A 19158-nucleotide genomic window follows, 5' to 3' on the forward strand; every position below is an offset into this window, starting at 1 on the left:
CCCCGGGCTGCCAGGACCGTCGCGGTCGCCGACGCCACCAAGCTCGGGGTGCAGGCGTTCAGCCGGGTCGCCCCGCTGTCCGCCGTGGACGTCTTCGTCACCGACGCCACCGGAGCCGATCCGGACACCCACCCCAGCGGTCCGCAGACCCTCGCCGCGCTGCGCGACGCCGGGGTCGACACCCGGCTGATCTGACTCGTCATCACCTGGGCCTGCCTGACAGCACGCACTACGACCACCGACGAAAGGCCCCCTGATGTCCGAGACCCCCCACCTGCTGATGATCCTGGTCGCCGGGCCGTACCGGTCGGGTACCGGAGACGACCCGGCCAAGCTGGCCGCGAACGTCGAGGCGATGAACCGGGCCGCCCTCACTCTCTTCCGGGCCGGGCACCTGCCCGTCACCGGCGAGGCGCTGGCGCTGCCGCTGATCGAGACGGCCGGCTCCGCGACGGTCGGCGATCCGGCCTTCGACGAGATCTTCCACCCGGTCGCCGAACGCCTGCTGGCCCGTTGCGACGCGGTCTGGCGGATCGGCGGCCCGTCCCAGGGCGCCGACCTGATGACCGCTCAGGCCGCCGACCAGGGCAAGCAGGTCTTCCACCGGTTCGACGAGATCCCGGCCGCCCGGTGACGGCCGGCCTCGACACACCCGACCGGCGCGGCCGCACCCACCTCGACCGGGTCGGCCACGACCTCACCGGCAACCCCCGGGTGCGGGTACGCGACGTCACCCTGCTCTCCTGCCACTGGTACGTGCTGCGCACCACCACCTTCGACTACCGGCACCGCGACGGGCGCTGGAGCACCGAGCAGCGCGAGACGTACGACCGGGGCAACGGCGCCACCGTCCTGCTCTACGACACCGAACGAGGAACCGTGCTGCTCACCCGGCAGTTCCGCTACCCCGCCTACGTCAACGGGCACCCGGACGGCATGCTGCTCGAGACGGCCGCCGGGCTGCTGGACCAGGACGACCCCGAGACCGCGATCCGCCGCGAGGCCGCCGAGGAGACCGGGCACACCATCGGTGCGCTGCAGCACGTCTTCGACGTCTATATGAGCCCCGGTTCGGTGACCGAACGCCTGCACTTCTACGCGGCCCCGTACAGCCCGGGCACCCGGACCGGGGCCGGTGGCGGGGTGGCCGAGGAGGGAGAGGACATCGAGGTGCTCGAACTGCCCTTCACCGAGGCTCTCGACCTGGTCCGTACCGGTGCGATCGCCGATGCCAAGACCGTCATGCTGCTCCAGTGGGCGGCGCTGGACGGCCCGTTTCAGCGGATATTCCGATGAGACACCTGTGCTACCAGTGTGACGGCCGACACGTCGGCGAATTCGCGGACGGCAATGTTCCCGGAGGGTGCTGGGCTCTGTTAGAGTTACGTCAGTTGCAGTTTTGGTTCCCATGACTTTTGTGTGCGCCTGCTGGTTTGAACGCAGGCGCATTTTTGTTTCCCGGCTCCGGCTGGATGGGTAATCCTCGCGGCGACGCGGCACCGCACAGTGCGGTGCTGGTCAGCCTCTTGAAGGAGATTTTTTTATGGCTAATGGCACTGTGAAGTGGTTCAACGCGGAAAAGGGCTTCGGCTTCATTGAGCAGGAGGGTGGCGGCCCGGACGTGTTCGCCCACTACTCGAACATCAACGCCAACGGCTTCCGTGAGCTGCTCGAGGGCCAGAAGGTCGAGTTCGACGTCACGCAGGGTCAGAAGGGCCCGCAGGCCGAGAACATTCGTCCGCTCTAGTTTTAACTGCGCAGGCACCTGCCACGCAGGAGAGGCCCGCACCGCGCATCATGCACGGTGCGGGCCTCTCGGCATTTCCGCCGGAATCGGATGTTCGCGGTTCGAGGTTTCGGCCGAGGGGCTCGATGAGGCCCCTCGCAGGTGACGTGCAGCACGGTTTTCTCCGTCCACGCCCCGCGTTCTTCACCGCCGTGTCCGGCCCGTTCGTGTGCTCTCCGCGCTGCCTTGTGCCGCGGAGGCCGCCTCGTGACGCGCCGCTCCGAGGAAGGTCTTCCGCATGAACCGTTCCACCCGTTCTTCGTACCAGAATGCCAACTCCCGCTCCGCCCAAGGCTCCCGCTCCGGCGGTTCGAGCCGTGGCTCCAGCTTCGGTTCCGGCTTCGGTTCCAGCTCCGGCGGTTCGGGCGCCGGCTTCCGCAGCGAGCGCCCGCAGCGCTCGTCCGGCTCGTCGAACCGTCAGCGCTCCGCCCCCCAGGGCGAGTTCGCGCTGCCCGTGACCACCACGCCGGCGCTTCCTGCGGTCGAGTCCTTCGGCGAGCTGGACATGCCGCAGGCGCTGCTGACCACGCTGACCCGCCAGGGCGTCACCGCCCCGTTCCCGATCCAGGCGGCCACCCTGCCGAACACCCTGGTCGGCCGGGACGTACTGGGCCGCGGTCGTACCGGCTCCGGCAAGACCCTGGCGTTCGGCCTCGCGCTGATCGCCCGCACCGCCGGCCGGCGGGCCGAACCGCGTCGCCCGCTGGCCCTGGTGCTGGTGCCGACCCGCGAGCTCGCGCAGCAGGTCACCGAGGCGCTCACCCCGTACGCCCAGGCCGTGCGCCTGCGGATGGTGACGGTGGTCGGCGGCATGTCGATCGGCCGTCAGGCGATGGCGGTGCACCGTGGCGCCGAGATCGTCGTGGCCACCCCGGGCCGGCTCAAGGACCTGATCCAGCGCGGTGACTGCCTGCTCGACGACGTCACCGTGACCGTCCTGGACGAGGCCGACCAGATGGCCGACATGGGCTTCATGCCGCAGGTCACCGAACTGCTGACGCAGGTCGCCGAGGGCGGCCAGACGATGCTGTTCTCCGCCACGCTGGACCGCAACGTCGACAAGCTGGTCCGTCGCTTCCTCAGCGACCCGGTGGTCCACTCGGTCGACCCGACGGCCGCCACGGTCAGCACGATGGAGCACCACCTGCTGCACGTGCAGGGCCACGACAAGAACGCCGTGGTCGCCCGGATCGCCTCCCGCGACGGCGGGGTCATCATGTTCACCGACACCAAGCACGGCGCGGACCGCCTGGTGCTGGACCTGCTGTCGGTCGGTGTCAGGGCTGCCGCGCTGCACGGCGGCAAGTCCCAGCCGCAGCGCACCCGCACCCTGGAGCAGTTCCGCTCGGGCGAGGTGACCGCGCTGATCGCCACCAACGTGGCCGCGCGTGGCATCCACGTCGACGGCCTGGACCTGGTGGTCAACATCGACCCGCCGAGCGACCACAAGGACTACCTGCACCGTGGCGGCCGGACCGCCCGCGCGGGGGAGTCCGGCACCGTGGTCACGCTCGTCCTGCCCAACCAGCGCCGTGAGATGGCCCGGATGATGACCGCCGCCGCGCTCGTCCCGGGCTCCGTCAAGGTGCACTCCTCGGACGAGGAGCTCGCCCGGATCACCGGCGCCCGGGTGCCCACCGGCGTGCCCGCCGTGGTGCCCGACCCGGTGCGGGAGCGGCCGCGCCGCAGCCCCTCGGCCGGCGGCGGCCGTGGCCGGTCCCGCGACCGCCGTGGTGGCGGCACCGGCACGGGTGGCCGCAGCGGTTCCGCCGCTGGTTCGGCCGGTCGCAGCGGCTCCTCCGGCGGCCGTTCGCCCCGTTCGGGCTCGCGGGTCGGTCTCGCCGCGTAGTCAGGAACGCCGCCGGGACGCCGCCGGAACGCCCAACGCACAACGCCCTCTCCAGAGTCGGCCCGACCTTCCGCCCTGTGCGGTGGGGAGGTCGGGCCGGCCCCAGCAGCGATGAGCTGCCGGATCGTCACCACCAGAGGGAACCGAATGAAGCAGCTCAGCCTCGGCGTACTGGCGAAGTCCCGCAAGGAGAACGAGTTCCGGCGGCCCATCCACCCCGCTCACTTCGAGCGGATCGACCCCGAGCTGCGCAGCGGCATCTTCCTGGAACACGGCTACGGCGACCGTTTCGGCGTCACGGACGAGTCGTTGAAGGCACTGGTCGGAGGCTTCCGGTCGCGCGAGGAGCTGATCGCCGAGTGCGATGTCATCCTGCTCGCGAAGCCGCTGGCGGAGGATCTCGCCGACCTGCGCGAGGGTCAGGTGCTCTGGGGCTGGCCGCACTGCGTGCAGGACCGGGAGCTGACCCAGCTGGCCATCGACCGGAAGCTGACGGTGATCGCCTTCGAGGCGATGAACCACTGGACCAACGACGGCTCGTTCAACCTGCACGTCTTCCACAAGAACAACGAACTGGCCGGCTACTCCTCGGTCCTGCACGCGCTGCAGATCCACGGCTCGACCGGTGACTACGGCCGCCGGCTGCGGGCGGCCGTGATCGGCTTCGGCGCGACCGCCCGGGGCGCGGTCACCGCGCTGGCCGCGCTCGGCGTGCACGACGTCGACGTCCTCACCCAACGGGGCGTCACCGCCGTCAGCTCGCCCATCCACTCGGCGCGGATCGTCCAGTTCGACCGGGAGGACGCCGCACCGCGTCCGATCCACGCCATCACCGAGGACGGGCGGGTCCCGTTCGCGGACTTCCTGGCCGAGCACGACATCATCGTCAACTGCGTGCTCCAGGACACCGCGGCACCGCTGGTCTTCCTCGCCGACGAGGACCTCGCGCTGCTCGCGCCGGGCACCCTGGTGGTCGACGTCTCCTGCGACGAGGGCATGGGCTTCAGCTGGGCGCGCCCCACCACCTTCACCGAGCCGACCTTCGTCATCGGCGACAACGTCCGCTACTACGGCGTCGACCACAGCCCGTCCTACCTGTGGAACTCGGCCACCTGGGAGAACAGCGAGGCGCTGCTGCCGTTCCTGGGAGCCGTCCTCACCGGCGCCGCGGCCTGGGACTCCAACGAGACGATCCGCCGCGCCACCGAGCTCCGCGACGGCGTCGTCCAGAACCCGGCGATCCTCGCGTTCCAGGACCGCGCCGCGGAGTACCCGCACCGCTGAGTGCCTACTTGCCGTAACGGCGGTCGCGTTCGGCGTAGGAGCGCAGGGCCCGCAGGAAGTCCACCCGGCGGAACGCGGGCCAGTACACGTCCACGAAGTGGAACTCGGAGTACGCGGACTGCCAGAGCAGGAAGCCGGACATCCGCTGCTCGCCGCTGGTGCGGATGACCAGGTCCGTGGCGTCGGCCCCGGCGGCCGAGTAGAGGTTCGCGCTGATGTCCTCGATGTCGATCCGGTCGGCGAACTCGGCCGGGTCGCCGCCCGCGTCGATGTGCTGGCGGAACGCGGTGCGGACCGCGTCCACGATCTCCCGGCGGCCGCCGTACCCGATCGCCACGTCCACCTGCAGGCCCGTCCGGCCGACGGTCGAGGCGGCGGCCTCCTTCAGGGCGGCGGCGTGTTCGCCGGGCAGTAGGTCGAGGGAGCCGATCACGTTGACGCGCCACGGCTTTCCGGGGGCGGCCAGGCCGGTGACGGTGTCCTCGATGATGCGCAGCAGCGGGACGAGTTCGTGCTCGGGCCGGCCGGACACGTTGTCGTCCGAGAGCATGAACAGGCTGACGTGGCCGATCTCGGCCTCCGCGCACCAGGTCAGGAACTCCTCGGCCCTGACCCCGCCGACCCGGTAGCCCTCGGCGACGTCCGTGTGGCCGTTCTGGCGGGCCCAGCGGCGGTTGCCGTCGAGCATGATCCCGACGTGCCGGGGCCGGGGCAGGCCGGCCAGGCCCTTCATGACGCGCTGCTCGTAGATCGGCATCGCGGCGTTGCGCATCCATGCGGGCAGAAGTGCCATCGCCCCTCCAGGAACAAATCCGGATCAGTTGGACGATGACCGTATCAGCCTGAGCGTCAATGCCCCTGTCAGGTCCGGCACTTGTCGGGTCGGTAACCGAGGGTGGCCGTTGCGGCGGCGGCCAGGACCAGGAGGGCGACCAGCCGGAGGCCGAGCGACATGGCCGGGACGAACTCGCCCGCCCCGGTGGGGTGCCCGCCGGAGTGGGCGGCCAGCACGGTGCCGACCGCCGCGACGCCGAGCGCAGCGCCGACCTCGCGGGCGGCGGTGTTCAGTCCGGCGCCCAATCCGGCCTGGCCGGGCGGGAGTTCGGAGACCACGCCGAAGGCGAGCGCGGGCGCGGAGAGCCCCATGCCGCAGGAGAGCACCAGCAGGTACCCGGCGTACAGCGGGTAGGGCGTGCCCGCGTCGGCGGTCGAGACGCAGAGCAGGCCGAGCCCGATCAGCAGCAGTCCGCCGCCGATCAGCGGGCGCGGGCCGTAGCGGGCCTGGATCCGGACGGCGACCTTGGGGGCCAGTGCCATGCCGACCGTGAGCGGCACGATGGCCAGTCCGGTCAGGGCGGCCGAGAAGCCCTTGACGTACTGCAGGTACTGGGAGTTGACGTAGAACAGCGCGAACAGGCCGAAGAAGCCGGCGGCCGAGCCGAGTGCGGCGGCCCGTAGCCGTCGGTTGCGGAACACCCGGGGGTCGACGAGCGGGTGGGCGGCCCGGAGTGCATGGCCGGTGAAGAGCGCGAGCAGCAGCGCCCCGGCTGCAAAGCCGGTCAGCACCCGGGTGGAGGCCCAGCCCTGGGAGGGGCCCTCGATGATGCCGAAGAGCAGGGCGGCCAGCCCGCCGATCAGCAGCAGCGAGCCGAGGCCGTCGGTGGCGGCGGGGTGCCGGGGCGAGTCGGGTACGGTGCGGGCGACGGTGGCGGCGAGCAGGGCGGCCAGTGGGAGCATCGACCAGAACAGCGCCTGCCAGGGCAGGAACTGGGCGATCAGCCCGCCGCCGACGTTGCCCGCGAGACCGCCGAGGCCGAGGGCGAGCGTCCAGGAGGCCAGCGCGCGGGCCCGGCCTTCGGGGCCGGCCAGCTGGACCAGGATCGACATGGTGGCGGGCATGATCAGCGCTGCTCCGGCGCCGGAGACGGCGCGTCCGGCGATCAGCAGGGCCGGGCCGGTGGCCAGGGCGCTGACCGCCGCGCCGAGTGCGAACAGGCCGAGCCCGGCCAGCAGTGCGCGCCGACGTCCGTTGCGGTCGCCGAGCGCCCCGGCGGGGATCAGCAGGCCGGCGAACACGATCACGTAGGCGTCGACCGCCCAGACCAGCTGGCTAGCAGTCAAGTCGAGGCCGGAGTTGGTGAGTTGCGGGATCATCAGGTTGATCGCGGCGACCATGCTCTGGGCGGTCAGCACGCAGGCGCAGACGGCGAGCACCACCAGGCGGCCGGGTGGGGTGGCGGCGGGCACCGGGACGGGCGTAAGGGTAGGCGTGGACAAGGCTCCCCCTGGAGCTGGCGTGGATGACGGGATGTCTGTCACCGTAGGGCGCCCGGCTCCTGTCTTCCAGTGCATGTTTCACAAGGGATGAATGCGTGTGGCGCAATCCGGTCTGGACCTCAACCTGCTGATCGCCCTCGACCTGCTGCTGGAGGAGGGCAGCGTCTCCGGAGCGGCCCGCCGGATGCACCTCTCGGAGCCCGCGATGAGCCGCACCCTGGGCCGGATCCGCAAGGCGCTCGGCGATCCGGTGCTGGTCCGGGCCGGACGCGCCATGGTGCCGACGCCGCACGCGCTGTCGCTGCGGGCGGAGGTGCGGGCGGTGGTGGAGCGGGCCCAGGCGCTGTTCACCCCCACCGGGCAGGTGGACCTCGGCACGCTCACCCGTACCTTCACCGTGCTCGCCCACGACGCGTTCGCCGCCTCGTACGGTGCACCGCTGCTGGCCAGGGCGGCAGCCGAGGCGCCGGGGGTGCGGCTGAGGTTCCTGGCCGAGAGCCACCTGGACGCGCCGACGCTGCGCGAGGGCGGCGCCGACCTGGAGGTCGGGGTGATCGACAGCACCGCGCCCGAGGTGCGGGTCGAGCAGCTCTTCGAGGACCGGATGCTCGGGGTGGTGCGGGCCGGTCACCCGTTGCTGACCGGCGGTCCGGTCACGCCGGAGCGGTTCGCCGCCGCCCCGCAGCTGAGTGTCTCCCGGCGCGGTCTGCTGCACGGTCCGATCGACACCGCGCTGGCCGAACTCGGCCTGGCCCGCCGGGTGTTGGGGAGTTCTCCGACCTTCCCCGCCGCGCTGTTCATGGTGCTCGACAGTGACCTGGTGGGCCTGGCCACCAGTCGCGCGCGCGGACTGACCGACGCGCTGGGTCTGACCATGTTCGAGATCCCGTTGGCGCTGCCCCCGCTGCCGTTCGGCCTCGCCTGGCACCCCCGGCACGACGCCGACCCCGCGCACGCCTGGTTGCGTGAGCGGATCCGGGAGTTGATGACCGGGCACTCCCGTTCCCGCCTCGGTGTCACCGGGTGAGGCGGGCCGCCCGTATCGTCAGGTGGTGGCGCTCCGGGAGACTGGCGGTGTGCCGGGCGGCGGCGCGGTACTGCTCGGCGGCGCCGGCCGCGTCCCCGGACAGCTCCAGTAGGTATCCGCGCACCACGGCGGGCCGGTGACCGCCGGTCAGCCGCCCGGCGGACTCCAGCGCGTCCAGCTCGGCCAGGCCGACGGCCGGGCCGTGCACCATGGCGGTGGCGACGACCCGGTTGAGCGCGACCACGGGGGTGGGGGCCAGCCGCTCCAACACCCCGTACAGCGCCAGGATCTGCGGCCAGTCGGTCTTCTCGGCGGTCGCGGCCTCGTCATGGACGGCGGCGATGGCCGCCTGCACCTGGTACGGGCCGACCGGGCCGCGGGGGAGTGCGGCGGTGATCAGCGCGACGCCCTCGGCGATCGCCTCGGCGTCCCACCGGCTGCGGTCCTGGTCGGCGAGTGGGATCAGTTCGCCCGCGCTGCTGGTGCGGGCCCGGCTGCGGGCGTGGTTGAGCAGCATCAGTGCGAGCAGGCCGGTGACCTCGCCATGCTCCGGCAGCAGGGTGTGCAGGGCGCGGGTCAACCGGATGGCCTCGCGGGAGAGTTCGACGCGCTGGAGGTCGGGACCTGCGCTGGTGGCGTAGCCCTCGTTGAAGATCAGGTAGAGCACGTGCAGCACCGAACCGAGCCGGTCCGGCCAGTCCTCGGGCTCCGGCAGCCGGAACGGGACCTTCGAGCTCCTGATCCGCTGTTTGGCCCGGCTGATCCGCTGTCCCATGGTCGCCTCGGGGACCAGGAAGGCGTCCGCGATCTGACCGGTGGTCAGGCCGCCGACCGAACGCAGCGTGAGGGCGATCGCGGAGGCGGGCGACAGGGCGGGGTGGCAGCAGAGGAACAGCAGGAGCAGGGTGTCGTCCCGGCCGCCGGCATCCTCGGCGTCGGCGGGCGGTACCGACCACTGGTCGGCGGGTACCTGCCCGGCGACCCGGTCCTCCCGGCGGCGCCGGGCCTGCTCACTTCGTACCTCCTCGGTCATCCGCCGCTGGGCGACCTGGATCAGCCAGCCGCGAGGGTTGGCGGGCAGGCCCTCGGCCGGCCACTGGAGGGCCGCTGCGAGCAGCGCCTCCTGGACGGCGTCCTCGGCCGCGGTGAAGTCGCCGAACCTGCGGGTGAGCACGCCGACGACCTGCGGCGCCAGTTCGCGCAGCAGGTCCTCGGCGGCCGGGTCGAGTCCGGTCAACGGTCTACATTTCCTCGGTCGGCACCGACATCACCTGGCGCACCTCGATCGGCATGTTCAGCGGCCGCCCGCCGGGGCCGGGCGCGGCCGACACCCGGGCGGCGATCTCGACCGCGCGCTCGGGGCTCTCGCAGTCGACGATCCACCAGCCCGCCACCCACTCCTTGGTCTCCGCGAACGGGCCCTCGGTGACCACCGGCGCACCGTTGGCCCCGGCGCGGACGATCTTCGCGGCGTCGGGCATCGCCAGCCCCTGGGCGTCGACGAACTCGCCGTCGGCAGCCAGCTTGCGGTTGGCCTCGCCCATGAAGCCGATGTGGGCCCGGACCTCCTCCGGCGTCCAGGTGTCGATCGTCGGGAAGTCGGCGGTCGCGGTGCTGAACTGCATCAACAGCATGTACTTCATGACCTGCTCCTCGGTGTCTGCGGCACCCTCGGCGGGTGCCTGCACTGAGAGGTAGAGGCACGCGCCGGGATTTCGACATCGGCGGCGATGATTTCGCAGAAAAGTTTTCTGCGGGTCTCACAGCGCCAGGACGGGCCGGGTGGAGAAGTCCTCGTAGGGGTCCGAGCCGTCCGAATCGTAAACGAACTCGGCCATGGAGGGGTTGCGGTTGGCGGTGGCCAGCGGCAGCCAGGCCAGCAGGGCGCCGTAGCCGCCGCAGACCGACTCGCCGCCGTCACCGCCGTGCACCGAGGTGACGTCGCTGGTGAGTTCGGTGCGGTAGGTGTCGTAGGCGATCCGCAGGCCGAACGCGTTCGCCTGATGGCGCGGCCCCGAGTCCTCGCCGTAGGGGGCGCGGTCGAGGGGGCAGTCGTTGCCCCAGCGGAAGAGAGTGTCCGCCCCGGCTCCGCAGGCGTGCTCCCACTCGTCGGCACTCGGCAGCCGCAGGCCGCGCGCCGCCAGCACAGCCGGCATGTCGCCGGGAGCCTCGGTCAGTTCCTCGTCCTGAACCGCCATCAGCAGCGTGGCCAGGGTGACGCTCCGGCGGGGGCTGAGCACCTCCCTGAGGTACGCCCGCAGGTCGGGACCGCAGCCGAAGCCGTGCTCCACGCTCTCGGTGTAGTCGGCGGCCTGCTCCGGGGTGGGCTGCCAGGCGTCCAGGTCGAACCCCAGGGTCAGCGCGCCGCCGGGTATCAGAGCGAACTCCTGTCCGTGCCGCTCGATCCTGACCCGGTGCAGCGGGCCGCCGAGGTGCTCGACGGTCTCGACGGCGGTGAGCTGCCCGCCGACCCGCTGGGCCGCTTCTTCGGCGACGGTACGTGCGGTCGGCAGGTCGAAGGACCGCCACTGGGCGAGGCTGAGATCGGCGAGAGACATGGGCGGCAGTGTTTCACGGGGGCTGATGGCGCTGGGCCGTGCGGGCGCCGTGATCAGCCCGCGTCCGGAGCACCGGCCCGTTCTGTCGGATCGGCTGCGACCTAAGACCGACCGGCAAATGGTGGGCGGATGAAGGAGCAGCACCGTCGGCGATGCCATGACGGCGTACCAGGTGTTCGCGCTCTCGTCCGCGACCGGGGCCCAGGCGGCCACCACCGGGAGTTCGCAGTGGTCGCCGGCCGCCAGCGGTGGCAGTGTCCAGGACAAGCCGTGGTGGTGGCCGAAGTCCACGCCCCACGTGCTGAACGAACGGTCGTACACCTCGTCGATCAGCGTCGCCCACCGCCGGGGTACCTCACCCGCGTCGGCCGCCCCGCAGATCGCCTCCTCGTCATGACCGCCGACGGTGAGCCTGGTCCGGTCGTCCTCCACTGTGATCGCGGCCAACGCCTGCCCTCCGTCCCACCCCGCTTCGGCATTCTCCGGCAGCCGCCCCGGCAACCCGGCCGAGAACCGCACCGGCCCGAGCGACGCAAGGGCGTCGATCCGCCAGACCGCGGCCTGACAGTCGGTCAGCGGCCCCCAGGTCTCGGGGTCGAGCTCGGCATCGTACGGGGTCAGCAGCAGCTCGACGCGGGCCGTGGGGCGGACCCAGCGGGCGACTGTGCGGCCGCCCGGCAGCTCGAAGAGCTCATCGGGCAGCGAGGGAAGGCCGGTGTCTCCGATGGCCGTGGCGAAGGTGAGCGGGCCGAACGGCGTGTCGATGGCCGGTCGTTCGGCGGGCCGCAGGCGGAGGCGCGGGACGGTGGGGAGCAGCACCGCCCCAGCGTACGGGGGCCTGTCACGCCTCAGGGGGGTTGAGCATGGTGGTGCTCGTGTCCAGCCACTCCTCGTAGAAGTCGAGGAAACCGGGGCCGACGAACCACTCGCCACGGGGGTTGGTGTCGATGTGCACGCCCCATGGCTGCCTCCAGCAGGCGCACCTGCTCGATGGTCAGCGGCCGGCTGCGATAGCCGTGTACGTTCGCGCCGAAGACCTCGTGATCGTCGCCCCGCTTGCCGTCCGCCCCGACGACCGAGGACTTGCCCGGCTGCGGTGGATCCAAGGTGCGCAGGACGTCGAGCCGGGTGATGACGTGTGTGAGCCGGTCGTCGATCGTCAGTGCTGCCGGTTCCATGCCCGTCCTCGATTCACGCCAGGCGCCACCTTCCGGGAGGCAGCGGCAGTTGACCAGATGCGGGTTCGGAGTTCTGCCGCGGAGAGGTGTCCGAGCTTCGCCACCACGCCTCCTTCGTCGACCGCCCCAGCCGCCACGCGGCCGCCGCAGCCCTCGCCCTCGCCGGCGGCCACAGCGGCGAGATCGGCCACAGTCAGGTCAAGGACCTCGACCTGGCCGGCCGACGGGTGTGGATACACGGCTCGACCAAGACCGACTCCCGCTGGTGCCCCCTCGACCACTGGGCCCTCGCGGCCCTCACCCAGCGAGCCGCATTCGTGACGGCCCGCCAACTCAGCTCCTCCACCGCCCCGTCCGCCCGCCTGGCCGTCTCCGACAAGCACGCCTCCGACGCCGCACTCCAGGCCCGCGTCTGCGTAGCCCTCACCGACCTGCTGCGCCGCATCGGCCTGGCCGGAGAGCCGGACGTGAAACCCTCCTCCGTCACCGCCTGGGCCGGCATCGAGGCCTTCGAGACCGGAGGACGGATCGAGGACGCCGCTCGCCGCCTCGGCCTGCGCTCCCTGGACCGGGCCGCCGCCGTCATCGGCCACACCTGGCACGAGGACCCCAATGAGCGGGACGGTGAAGGTGCCTGACGACGTGTTCGGCGACCCGTTCCCCGCGCCCGAGCGGCCCAAGCGCAAGCGGCAGCTCACCGACACCGACCAGAGAGGCGAGCAGCAGCGCATCGACGACTGCCTCCACTACCCCCTGCTCTACGAGATGGCCGAACTCCTCCCCGGCCCCAGCCACGCGGGACGCCGCCGCGAGCACCCGTCGCTGGCCCACCTGCTGCTCGCCACCCTCATGCCCGTCCTGCGCTCCAAGCGCAAGGCTGTCCACAGCATCAGCACCGAGGCCCAGTGGCGACACCTGCGCGCAAGGGTGCGCCGCATGGACGGCCGCACCGCAGCCGCCCGCCTGCCCGACAACCCACCCAGCCGCTTCCAGTTCCTGTACGCCGAAGAGAACCTCCTGGCCCCCAACACCGAGGCCCTCCATGGCACCTTCGAGCGGTACGCGATCCGCCAGGCCCTCGCCCAAGGGCTCTTCCCGCCCGACGGACCCCGCAACTGGACCCGCCCCGCCCGCAACCAGCCCCTGGCCGGTGACGCCACCGTCGCCAAAGCCCCGTCCAAGGCCGAGCAGGCGATCACTGTCGACCAGCGCACCGGCGAGCTGCGCCACCGCCGGGTCGACCCGGCGGCCCGCATTTACTACGAGAACGGCGAAGTCACAGCCACACCGGCCCGCGGCACCAAGTGGTTCTTCTCCAGCGGGCGGGACATCGGCTACTGGCGGCGCGTCATCCTCGGCTTCACCCATGTCGCTGGCGGCGACGCGGAAGACGAGGCCGCCATCGCCGTGCGGTCCTTCGCCGACCTGCACTCCGCCCTGCCGGGCACCAGCGACCTCATCCCCCTGCCCGTCCTCCGGCTCGAACCCGCCTCGGACGCACCAAATGCCGCTGGTACCACCTGCTGCGCATCCCCAGCGGCAAAGGCGACCACGAGTACCGCGTCCAGGTCGGCATCACCACCACCCCCGACGACCGCTCGGCCACCGACGCCGCCGGGAAGCGGATCAAAAGCGACACCGAACGCGGGTTCCATCGTGCCGAACACCTCCAGCAGATCCCGCAGAAGACCCTCGCCCACCAACTCGCCTACCCCTGGCGCAGTGACACCGAGTCCCTGCATCAGCAGTTCGACTCCAGCCTGTGGAACCGGCGCATGATCTCCTACGGCCTCGACCTCCAGAAGGTCTACGTCCTGACCTTCGCCCTCTCCCAGAACGCCACCAGCCACCACCTCCGCCTCGAACGCGGACTCCGGCCGGACACCGACTCGCCGCAACCCGCGCCGCACCAGGCCGTGTTCGCTCCCACGAGATGACTGATGTCAGCTCGGGCTGCCGCTGACCGCGTGCGCGGGGTCAGCGGCCCACGTGGCCAGCAGGCGCAGGCCGTCGTGTGTCGGGGTGGCCGGCTCCGCGGTCCAGACGATGATCTGCAGGTCGGGATCGGCGGCCCAGGTCACCGCGTTCCAGTCCAGATACAGGTCCCCGACGGCCGGGTGGCGCAGGTGCTTGGTTCCGGTGCCCCGGGTGGCGACGTGGTGGGCGGCCCACCACTGCCGGAACTGGGCATCCTGGACGGATAGTTCGCCGACGAGTTCGGCCAGCTTCGCGTCGCCCGGATTGTTCGCGTTGTGCATCCGCATCTGGGCGATGGCCAGCCGGGTGACCCCCTCCCAGTCCGCGTACAGCTCGCGCATGGCCGGGTCCGTGATGAGCAGCCTTATGTAGTACCGCTGCTGCTCGGGGATCCTGGCGAAGTCGGTGATCAGCGCGGCGCCCATGGCGTTCCAGGCGACGACCTCGGTGCGTGGCCCGATCACGAACGCCGGGGTGTGTGCCATGTCGTCCAGCATGCGTTGCAGCTGCGCCTGGACTCTGGGGCGCGGCGCGGGGCGGGGTGGGCGGTAGTCGTCCTTGGCGGCGAGTTCGTAGAGGTAGGCGCGTTGGTCGTTGTCCAGGCGCAGCACCTGGGCCAGGGATGCCAGGACGGCCGGCGAGGCGGGCATGCGGCCCTGCTCGAGGCGGGAGTAGTAGTCCGTGCTGATGGCGGCCAGCACGGCGACCTCCTCGCGGCGCAGGCCCGCGACTCGCCGCGGGCCGCCGTCGGGCAGGCCGACGTCGGCCGGAGTCAGCTCGGCGCGGCGCGCCTTGAGGAATTCCCCCAGGTCGTTGCGGTGGGGATCGCGCTTCATGCCAACATCCTTGCACCCGGTATCGGTGATGTCAGGGAGAGAGTTTTGTCCCTGGATGCATGTGCGATCAGGGCGACGCGGGGAGCCGGTGAATCCGGGGTGTCGTCGGCTTCAGAACTCGAGAACCAGACGCCCGCGGATGCCGCCGGCGTCCAGGAGTTGGTGGGCTTGCTCAGCTTGCTCGGCCGGCAGGACCTGGGCGACGCGCAGCGCCAGCTGCCCGTCTTCGGTCTGCTGACGCAAGCGGTCCAGCTTGGCCCGCTCCTGGGCGTAGCCGAACACGACGATCGGCTTGGTGACGATTCCGCGCTCGTGGATGGCTTCGAGGCCGCGCAGGCTGACGACCGTACCGCGGTCCCGGACCGCCGGTGTGGTGATCTCGCCGAGGGAGGCGGCGTCCACAAGGCCGTCGACGCCTTCTGGCAGGTGTGCGCGTACCTGCTGCGCGTACTCGGGGCCGCGGGGAAGGATGATGTCGGCGCCGAGCTCCTTGACGAGTGTCTCGTCGTGCGGGCCGGCGTCGGCCACCACGTGCAGGCCGTCGGCTTTGGCCAGTTGGACGGCGTATCCGCCGACCGCTCCGGCGGCGCCGGTGACGGCGATGGCATGTCCCGGTGCCAGGGCGAGGGTGTCCAGTGCCAGTCGTGCGGTGAGGCCGTTCATCGGCAGGGACGCGGCCTGCGCGTCGGTTGTGCCGGCCGGGGCCCTGACGACGGAGGCGGCGGGTACCGTGACGTACTGCGCGTAGGCGCCGTGGGTTCCGGACGGTACGACGATGGCGATCACGCGGTCGCCGACCCGCAGGTCGGTGTCGGCGCCCTCGCCGATCCGGTCGACGACGCCTACGGCGTCCATCCCGGGAACGTGGGGCGGCTGTGCGGTCGGTGCGACGGCCAGTCCGCGGCGTATCAGCGAGTCGATGGCGTTCACGGTCGCGGCGCTTACCCGGACGCGGATCTCACCCGGCCCCACCTCGGGGATCGGGAGGTCCAGGAGTTGCAGCGCTTCCGGACCGCCGAAGTCGGTCACTCCTACAGCCATCATCTCTCGTAGCCGGCCTCCTTGAAGACCGCGTACGGGCCCATCGCCTCCTCGGCCCAGAACCCGGCCGGCTGCTGGTAGCCGTCGGCGAGGGTCCAGTGGGTGGCGGCGGTGATGACGAAAAGGATCTTTGCCATGGGAGTAGTGCTCCTGAAGGATCGGTGGGGGGTAGGTGGGGTCAGCCGTTGAGGGCCTGCTGCAGCACGTGGCTGTCGGCGGCCTGCTGCATACGGGCGAGCTTGCCGTCGCGGACGGTCCACAGGTGGATGAAGCGGACGTCCGCCTCGTTCCCGGTCTTCGTCTCCGCGTGGTAGTGGCCCAGGACGAAGACGTGGCCCTCGTCGTCGGCGAAGAACTGCTCGGGGTTGGCCCCGAAGTTCTCGTAGCTCGGCATGATCGGGCCGAAGAAGTCCCGGCCGACGCTCTCCCAGCCGTGGTAGATACCGCCGTTGGGGAAGCCGGGGGTGATGTCCCAGACCAGGTCCGGGGCGATGATCTCGGCGGTGACCTCGGGGGCCATGCCGGAGTCGTACAGGCGGCGGACCAGGGTGATGTTCGCGTTGTCGGACATGATCGTCTCTCCTTGGGATGCGGTCTGTTCGGGTCTCGGTTCAGGCGGCCAGGGCGGCGCGGCCCGTGGCGAAGACGGCGGCCTCGCGGGCGACCCGGGCGCCGAGGTGCTCGGCGGTGGCGATGTCGGACTTGTGCACGTCCTCGGCACCGGCGTCGACCGGGCTCTGGGCCGCGGCACCGGCGAAGTAGCCGAGTCGGTTCAGGTCCATCTCGCTGCCGGTGGTCGACGCCCAGCCGGGCTGCAGACCGAGGCTCACCCAGTGCATGGCGTGCTGGGCGGCCATCGTGACGAAGTAGTCCAAGGTGGAGGACTTGTCGCCGGCCTTCGCGCCGGAGTTGGTGAACCCGGCGGCGAGCTTCCCGGCCCAGTCCTGGGTGTACCAGCGCTTGGTGCTGGCCTGGGCGAAGGTGTGGAACGCGGCCGAGGCGGTGCCCATGTAGGTGGGCGAGCCGAAGATGATCGCGTCGGCGGCGTCCAGCTGGGCCCACTGCTCGTCCGTGATGGCGTCGACCGGGACGGACACGACGTCGGCACCGGCCGAGGCAGCGCCCCGGGCGACCGCCTCGGCGAGGACGGCGGTGTGGCCGTAGCCGGAGTGGAACGCTATGGCGACGCGGGGCTGGACCGGAGAAGACATATCGGTGGCGCTCCTCGAAAGGGAGGTGATCGGGGTACGTCCACAACAATGCAACGGCCGGTCCCGGCAAAACAGGGAGAGATTCCTCCCCGGATGATTTCGTCCCGCCTTTCGGAGCAAGCCGATTAGCTCTGGTGGCGGAAGAAGGTCACTCGAACCGCGCGATCTCTTGGATGCCCCCCGTCTTCGTGATGGAATTCCGTGGCGTGCGGCGCGGGGACATGATGTACCAGTCGCCACGGCGATGAGAAGAGACCTCCCTGGCGTCGCTCGCCTGAGCGCCCGCAGGGGTAATTTCCGCGGACCGTCAGGCTGCGGTGCCGGAGGAGGTGAGCCCGGCGGTGGCTGACCAGGATGCGAGCAGGCGCAGGCTGTCGTCGGAGGGGCTGCCGGGTTCGGCGGTCCAGACGACGAGACGCTGCTCGGGGTCGGCGGCGCAGGTGAGGGTGTCCCCGTGGAGCGTCAGCCGGCCGACCACCGGGTGGTTCAGGTGCTTGGTTCTGATGCCCAGGCGGGCGACAGCATGGGCGGCCCACCAGGTGCGGAAGTGCTCGTCCAGGGTGGACAGTTCGCCGACCAGCGTGTTCATTCGAGGGTCGCCCGGCGTGCGCGCGGCTTCCATCCGCAGCTGAGCCACGGCCGTACGGGCGATGCTCTCCCAACCGGGGTAGAGCTTTCGCACCGCGGGGTCGGTGAACAGCAGCCGGATGTAGGTGCGGTGCTTCTCGGGGATCTGCCCGAAGTCGGTGACCAGGGCGGCGGCCAGCGGGTTCCACGCGAGGATGTCGGTGCGGCGGCCCAGTACGAGCGCGGGGGTCGCGGTCAGGTCCTCCAGCAGGTGCTGCAGCTGGGGCTGGACCTTCTGGCGGGCACGCCGGTAGGGGCGTTGGAGCACGTCTGTCCCAGCGAGGTCGAAGAGGTGGGCGCGCTGGCCCTCGTTCAGTCGCAGGGCGTGTGCGAGTGCGCCGAGGACCGGGCCGGGGGGCTGGACGCGCCCCTGTTCGAGGCGGGCGTAGTAGGCGGCGCTGATGGCCAGTAGGCGGCGCTGATGGCCGCGAGGGCGGCGACCTCCTCGCGGCGCAGGCCGGGCACCCGCCTGGGCTGCGGGTTCTCGGGCAATCCCACCTCGCCGGGGCCCAGTTCGGCACGTCGTGTCCTGAGGAATTCCCCCAGTTCGCTGCGGTTCGGGTTTCGGGCCATGCATTCCAGCATGGCATCGGCGGACGCCGGTGTGAGGGGGAGAGTTTCCTCCGTGGAAGGAGGCCGCATTCGTTCTTCGCGCTCTGGAAGCACTCATCGATCCCTCAGCGGCTAGGCGCGTGAGGCGGCCGCACCCCACTCGTGGGCCAGTGCGGCCGCCTCGCCGCGTGAACCGACGCCCAGCTTCTCCAGGATCTTCGCCACGTGGAACTTCACCGTGGACTCGCTGATGTGCAGTTCGCGGGCGATGTCCCGGTTGCGCCGGCCGCGGGCCAGCTGACCCAGCACCTCCAGCTCCCGCGCGCCCAGCACGGTCAGCGGATCCTCGCGGGGCGTGTCCGGCGGTCCGAGCGGGACCTCGACGGTCACCGTCGTACCCCAGCCCGGCATCGCGTCCACCTCCAGCCGCCCGCCCAGCGGGCCCAGCCGTTCCCCGACCCGGCGCGCGTCGAGGGCGCCGCGGGACAGCGCGCCGGGGCCGTCGTCCCGCACGGTGGCGCGCAGTTCGGCCGCGCCGACCTTCCAGCCGACGTGGATCCGCCGCACCTGCCGCTGGTCGTCCAGCATCGCGTGCACGACGGCCCGGACCACCGCGCGGGCCGTGGCGGCGACATCGGCGGGCAGCACCCGGTCCGCGCCTTCTTCCGCGCCGGGCGTGCCCAGTTCCAGCAGCACGCCGCGGGCGCGCAGGACGCGGCTCAGCGACTCGGCAAGCCGGTCGAACGCGTCGCCGACCCGCTCCTCCGCCATCACGTGGTCCAGTTCGGCCCGAGAACGCAGCTCGACCAGCGCAGTGACGGCGAGGTCGACGGCGCGGGTCCGGGCATCCTCGTCGCTCAGACCGCGTTTGAGATCTGAGATGACTGGGCCTGGGGTCTGCCCGGGCAAGAACGGCCCGCAGACTACAGTGCGTTGCACGAGTTCAAGATCGGCT

The 19158-nt window shown here is 71.4% G+C and carries 20 protein-coding genes and 1 pseudogene; 9 read left to right on the forward strand and 12 right to left on the reverse strand.

What is annotated here, in order from left to right:
* The first annotated feature begins 256 nt into the window (after nt 1-256).
* The 5 genes from ASC99_RS24580 (at nt 257) to ASC99_RS24600 (ending at nt 4919) form a co-directional block, all read left to right on the forward strand.
* Nucleotides 257-634 (forward strand): hypothetical protein, encoded by a 378-nt coding sequence (locus ASC99_RS24580; RefSeq protein ID WP_057235757.1) that lies wholly within the window; start codon nt 257-259, stop codon nt 632-634.
* Nucleotides 631-1296, forward strand: coding sequence for an NUDIX domain-containing protein (locus ASC99_RS24585; protein WP_057235760.1), 666 nt, complete (start codon nt 631-633; stop codon nt 1294-1296). The genes ASC99_RS24580 and ASC99_RS24585 overlap by 4 nt, the downstream gene beginning before the upstream one ends.
* A gap of 247 nt (nt 1297-1543) precedes the next feature.
* The gene (locus ASC99_RS24590; RefSeq protein WP_030918248.1) at nt 1544-1747 is read left to right on the forward strand and encodes a cold-shock protein; all 204 of its coding nucleotides are present in this window, start codon (nt 1544-1546) and stop codon (nt 1745-1747) included.
* A gap of 277 nt (nt 1748-2024) precedes the next feature.
* The gene (locus tag ASC99_RS24595; protein ID WP_057235763.1) at nt 2025-3635 is read left to right on the forward strand and encodes a DEAD/DEAH box helicase; all 1611 of its coding nucleotides are present in this window, start codon (nt 2025-2027) and stop codon (nt 3633-3635) included.
* Between the two features lie 147 nt (nt 3636-3782).
* Complete coding sequence (locus ASC99_RS24600; protein ID WP_057235767.1) at nt 3783-4919, forward strand: N(5)-(carboxyethyl)ornithine synthase; 1137 nt, start codon at nt 3783-3785, stop codon at nt 4917-4919.
* 4 nt (nt 4920-4923) lie between these two features.
* On the opposite strand, the gene ASC99_RS24605 is transcribed toward ASC99_RS24600, so the two are convergent.
* Together ASC99_RS24605 and ASC99_RS24610 are read right to left on the reverse strand one after the other, a co-directional pair.
* The gene (locus ASC99_RS24605; protein WP_369825160.1) at nt 4924-5703 is read right to left on the reverse strand and encodes an isoprenyl transferase; all 780 of its coding nucleotides are present in this window, start codon (nt 5701-5703) and stop codon (nt 4924-4926) included.
* A 77-nt stretch (nt 5704-5780) separates the two neighbouring features.
* Entirely contained in the window at nt 5781-7196 is a 1416-nt protein-coding gene (locus ASC99_RS24610) for an MFS transporter (RefSeq protein WP_063857173.1), read from the reverse strand.
* Nucleotides 7197-7287: 91 nt separating this feature from the next.
* On the opposite strand from ASC99_RS24610, the gene ASC99_RS24615 reads away from it, so the two are divergent.
* A complete protein-coding gene (locus tag ASC99_RS24615; protein ID WP_057235776.1) occupies nt 7288-8223 on the forward strand; it encodes a LysR family transcriptional regulator in 936 nt (311 codons plus the stop codon).
* Here the strand turns inward: ASC99_RS24615 and ASC99_RS24620 are convergent.
* The 3 genes from ASC99_RS24620 to ASC99_RS24630 form a co-directional block, all read right to left on the reverse strand.
* Entirely contained in the window at nt 8213-9460 is a 1248-nt protein-coding gene (locus tag ASC99_RS24620) for an RNA polymerase sigma factor (RefSeq protein WP_057235779.1), read from the reverse strand. The two genes, ASC99_RS24615 and ASC99_RS24620, sit on opposite strands and share 11 nt — an antisense overlap.
* Before the next feature lie 4 nt (nt 9461-9464).
* Nucleotides 9465-9866 carry a YciI family protein gene (locus ASC99_RS24625; protein WP_057235813.1) on the reverse strand — a complete coding sequence of 134 codons (402 nt, stop codon included), beginning with the start codon at nt 9864-9866 and terminating at the stop codon, nt 9465-9467.
* Nucleotides 9867-9983: 117 nt separating this feature from the next.
* Nucleotides 9984-10781, reverse strand: coding sequence for a hypothetical protein (locus ASC99_RS24630; protein ID WP_057235816.1), 798 nt, complete (start codon nt 10779-10781; stop codon nt 9984-9986).
* Nucleotides 10782-12045: 1264 nt separating this feature from the next.
* Here ASC99_RS24630 and ASC99_RS24635 point away from each other — a divergent pair.
* The 3 genes from ASC99_RS24635 to ASC99_RS38870 are packed head-to-tail and all read left to right on the forward strand — an operon-like array spanning nt 12046 to nt 13896.
* A complete protein-coding gene (locus ASC99_RS24635) occupies nt 12046-12597 on the forward strand; it encodes a hypothetical protein (protein ID WP_057235781.1) in 552 nt (183 codons plus the stop codon).
* Entirely contained in the window at nt 12584-13738 is a 1155-nt protein-coding gene (locus ASC99_RS24640) for a hypothetical protein (protein WP_157531719.1), read from the forward strand. Before ASC99_RS24635 ends, ASC99_RS24640 begins: the two co-directional genes overlap by 14 nt.
* Entirely contained in the window at nt 13735-13896 is a 162-nt protein-coding gene (locus tag ASC99_RS38870) for a hypothetical protein (protein WP_157531720.1), read from the forward strand. The genes ASC99_RS24640 and ASC99_RS38870 overlap by 4 nt, the downstream gene beginning before the upstream one ends.
* 6 nt (nt 13897-13902) lie before the next feature.
* Here the strand turns inward: ASC99_RS38870 and ASC99_RS24645 are convergent, their stop codons facing one another.
* The 7 genes and pseudogenes from ASC99_RS24645 to ASC99_RS41975 all read right to left on the reverse strand — a co-directional run bounded on the left by ASC99_RS24645 (nt 13903) and on the right by ASC99_RS41975 (nt 19142).
* Nucleotides 13903-14772, reverse strand: coding sequence for a helix-turn-helix domain-containing protein (locus ASC99_RS24645; protein ID WP_057235787.1), 870 nt, complete (start codon nt 14770-14772; stop codon nt 13903-13905).
* Nucleotides 14773-14883: 111 nt separating this feature from the next.
* A complete protein-coding gene (locus ASC99_RS24650) occupies nt 14884-15816 on the reverse strand; it encodes an NADP-dependent oxidoreductase (protein WP_057235790.1) in 933 nt (310 codons plus the stop codon).
* Nucleotides 15813-15950 (reverse strand): hypothetical protein, encoded by a 138-nt coding sequence (locus ASC99_RS37670; protein WP_200948404.1) that lies wholly within the window; start codon nt 15948-15950, stop codon nt 15813-15815. Before ASC99_RS37670 ends, ASC99_RS24650 begins: the two co-directional genes overlap by 4 nt.
* 41 nt (nt 15951-15991) lie before the next feature.
* Nucleotides 15992-16384, reverse strand: a complete 393-nt coding sequence (locus ASC99_RS24655) for a nuclear transport factor 2 family protein (RefSeq protein WP_057235793.1) — start codon at nt 16382-16384, stop codon at nt 15992-15994.
* A gap of 40 nt (nt 16385-16424) precedes the next feature.
* Nucleotides 16425-17024, reverse strand: a complete 600-nt coding sequence (locus tag ASC99_RS24660; RefSeq protein ID WP_057235796.1) for a flavodoxin family protein — start codon at nt 17022-17024, stop codon at nt 16425-16427.
* A gap of 307 nt (nt 17025-17331) precedes the next feature.
* Nucleotides 17332-18224: pseudogene (locus ASC99_RS24665) on the reverse strand (helix-turn-helix domain-containing protein).
* Nucleotides 18225-18335: 111 nt separating this feature from the next.
* On the reverse strand, nt 18336-19142 hold the full coding sequence (locus ASC99_RS41975; RefSeq protein WP_304440752.1) for a LuxR C-terminal-related transcriptional regulator: 807 nt from the start codon (nt 19140-19142) through the stop codon (nt 18336-18338).
* Between the last annotated feature and the right edge of the window lie 16 nt (nt 19143-19158).

It is taken from the genome of Kitasatospora sp. Root107, assembly GCF_001424875.1.
Classification (GTDB): Bacteria; Actinomycetota; Actinomycetes; order Streptomycetales; family Streptomycetaceae; genus Kitasatospora.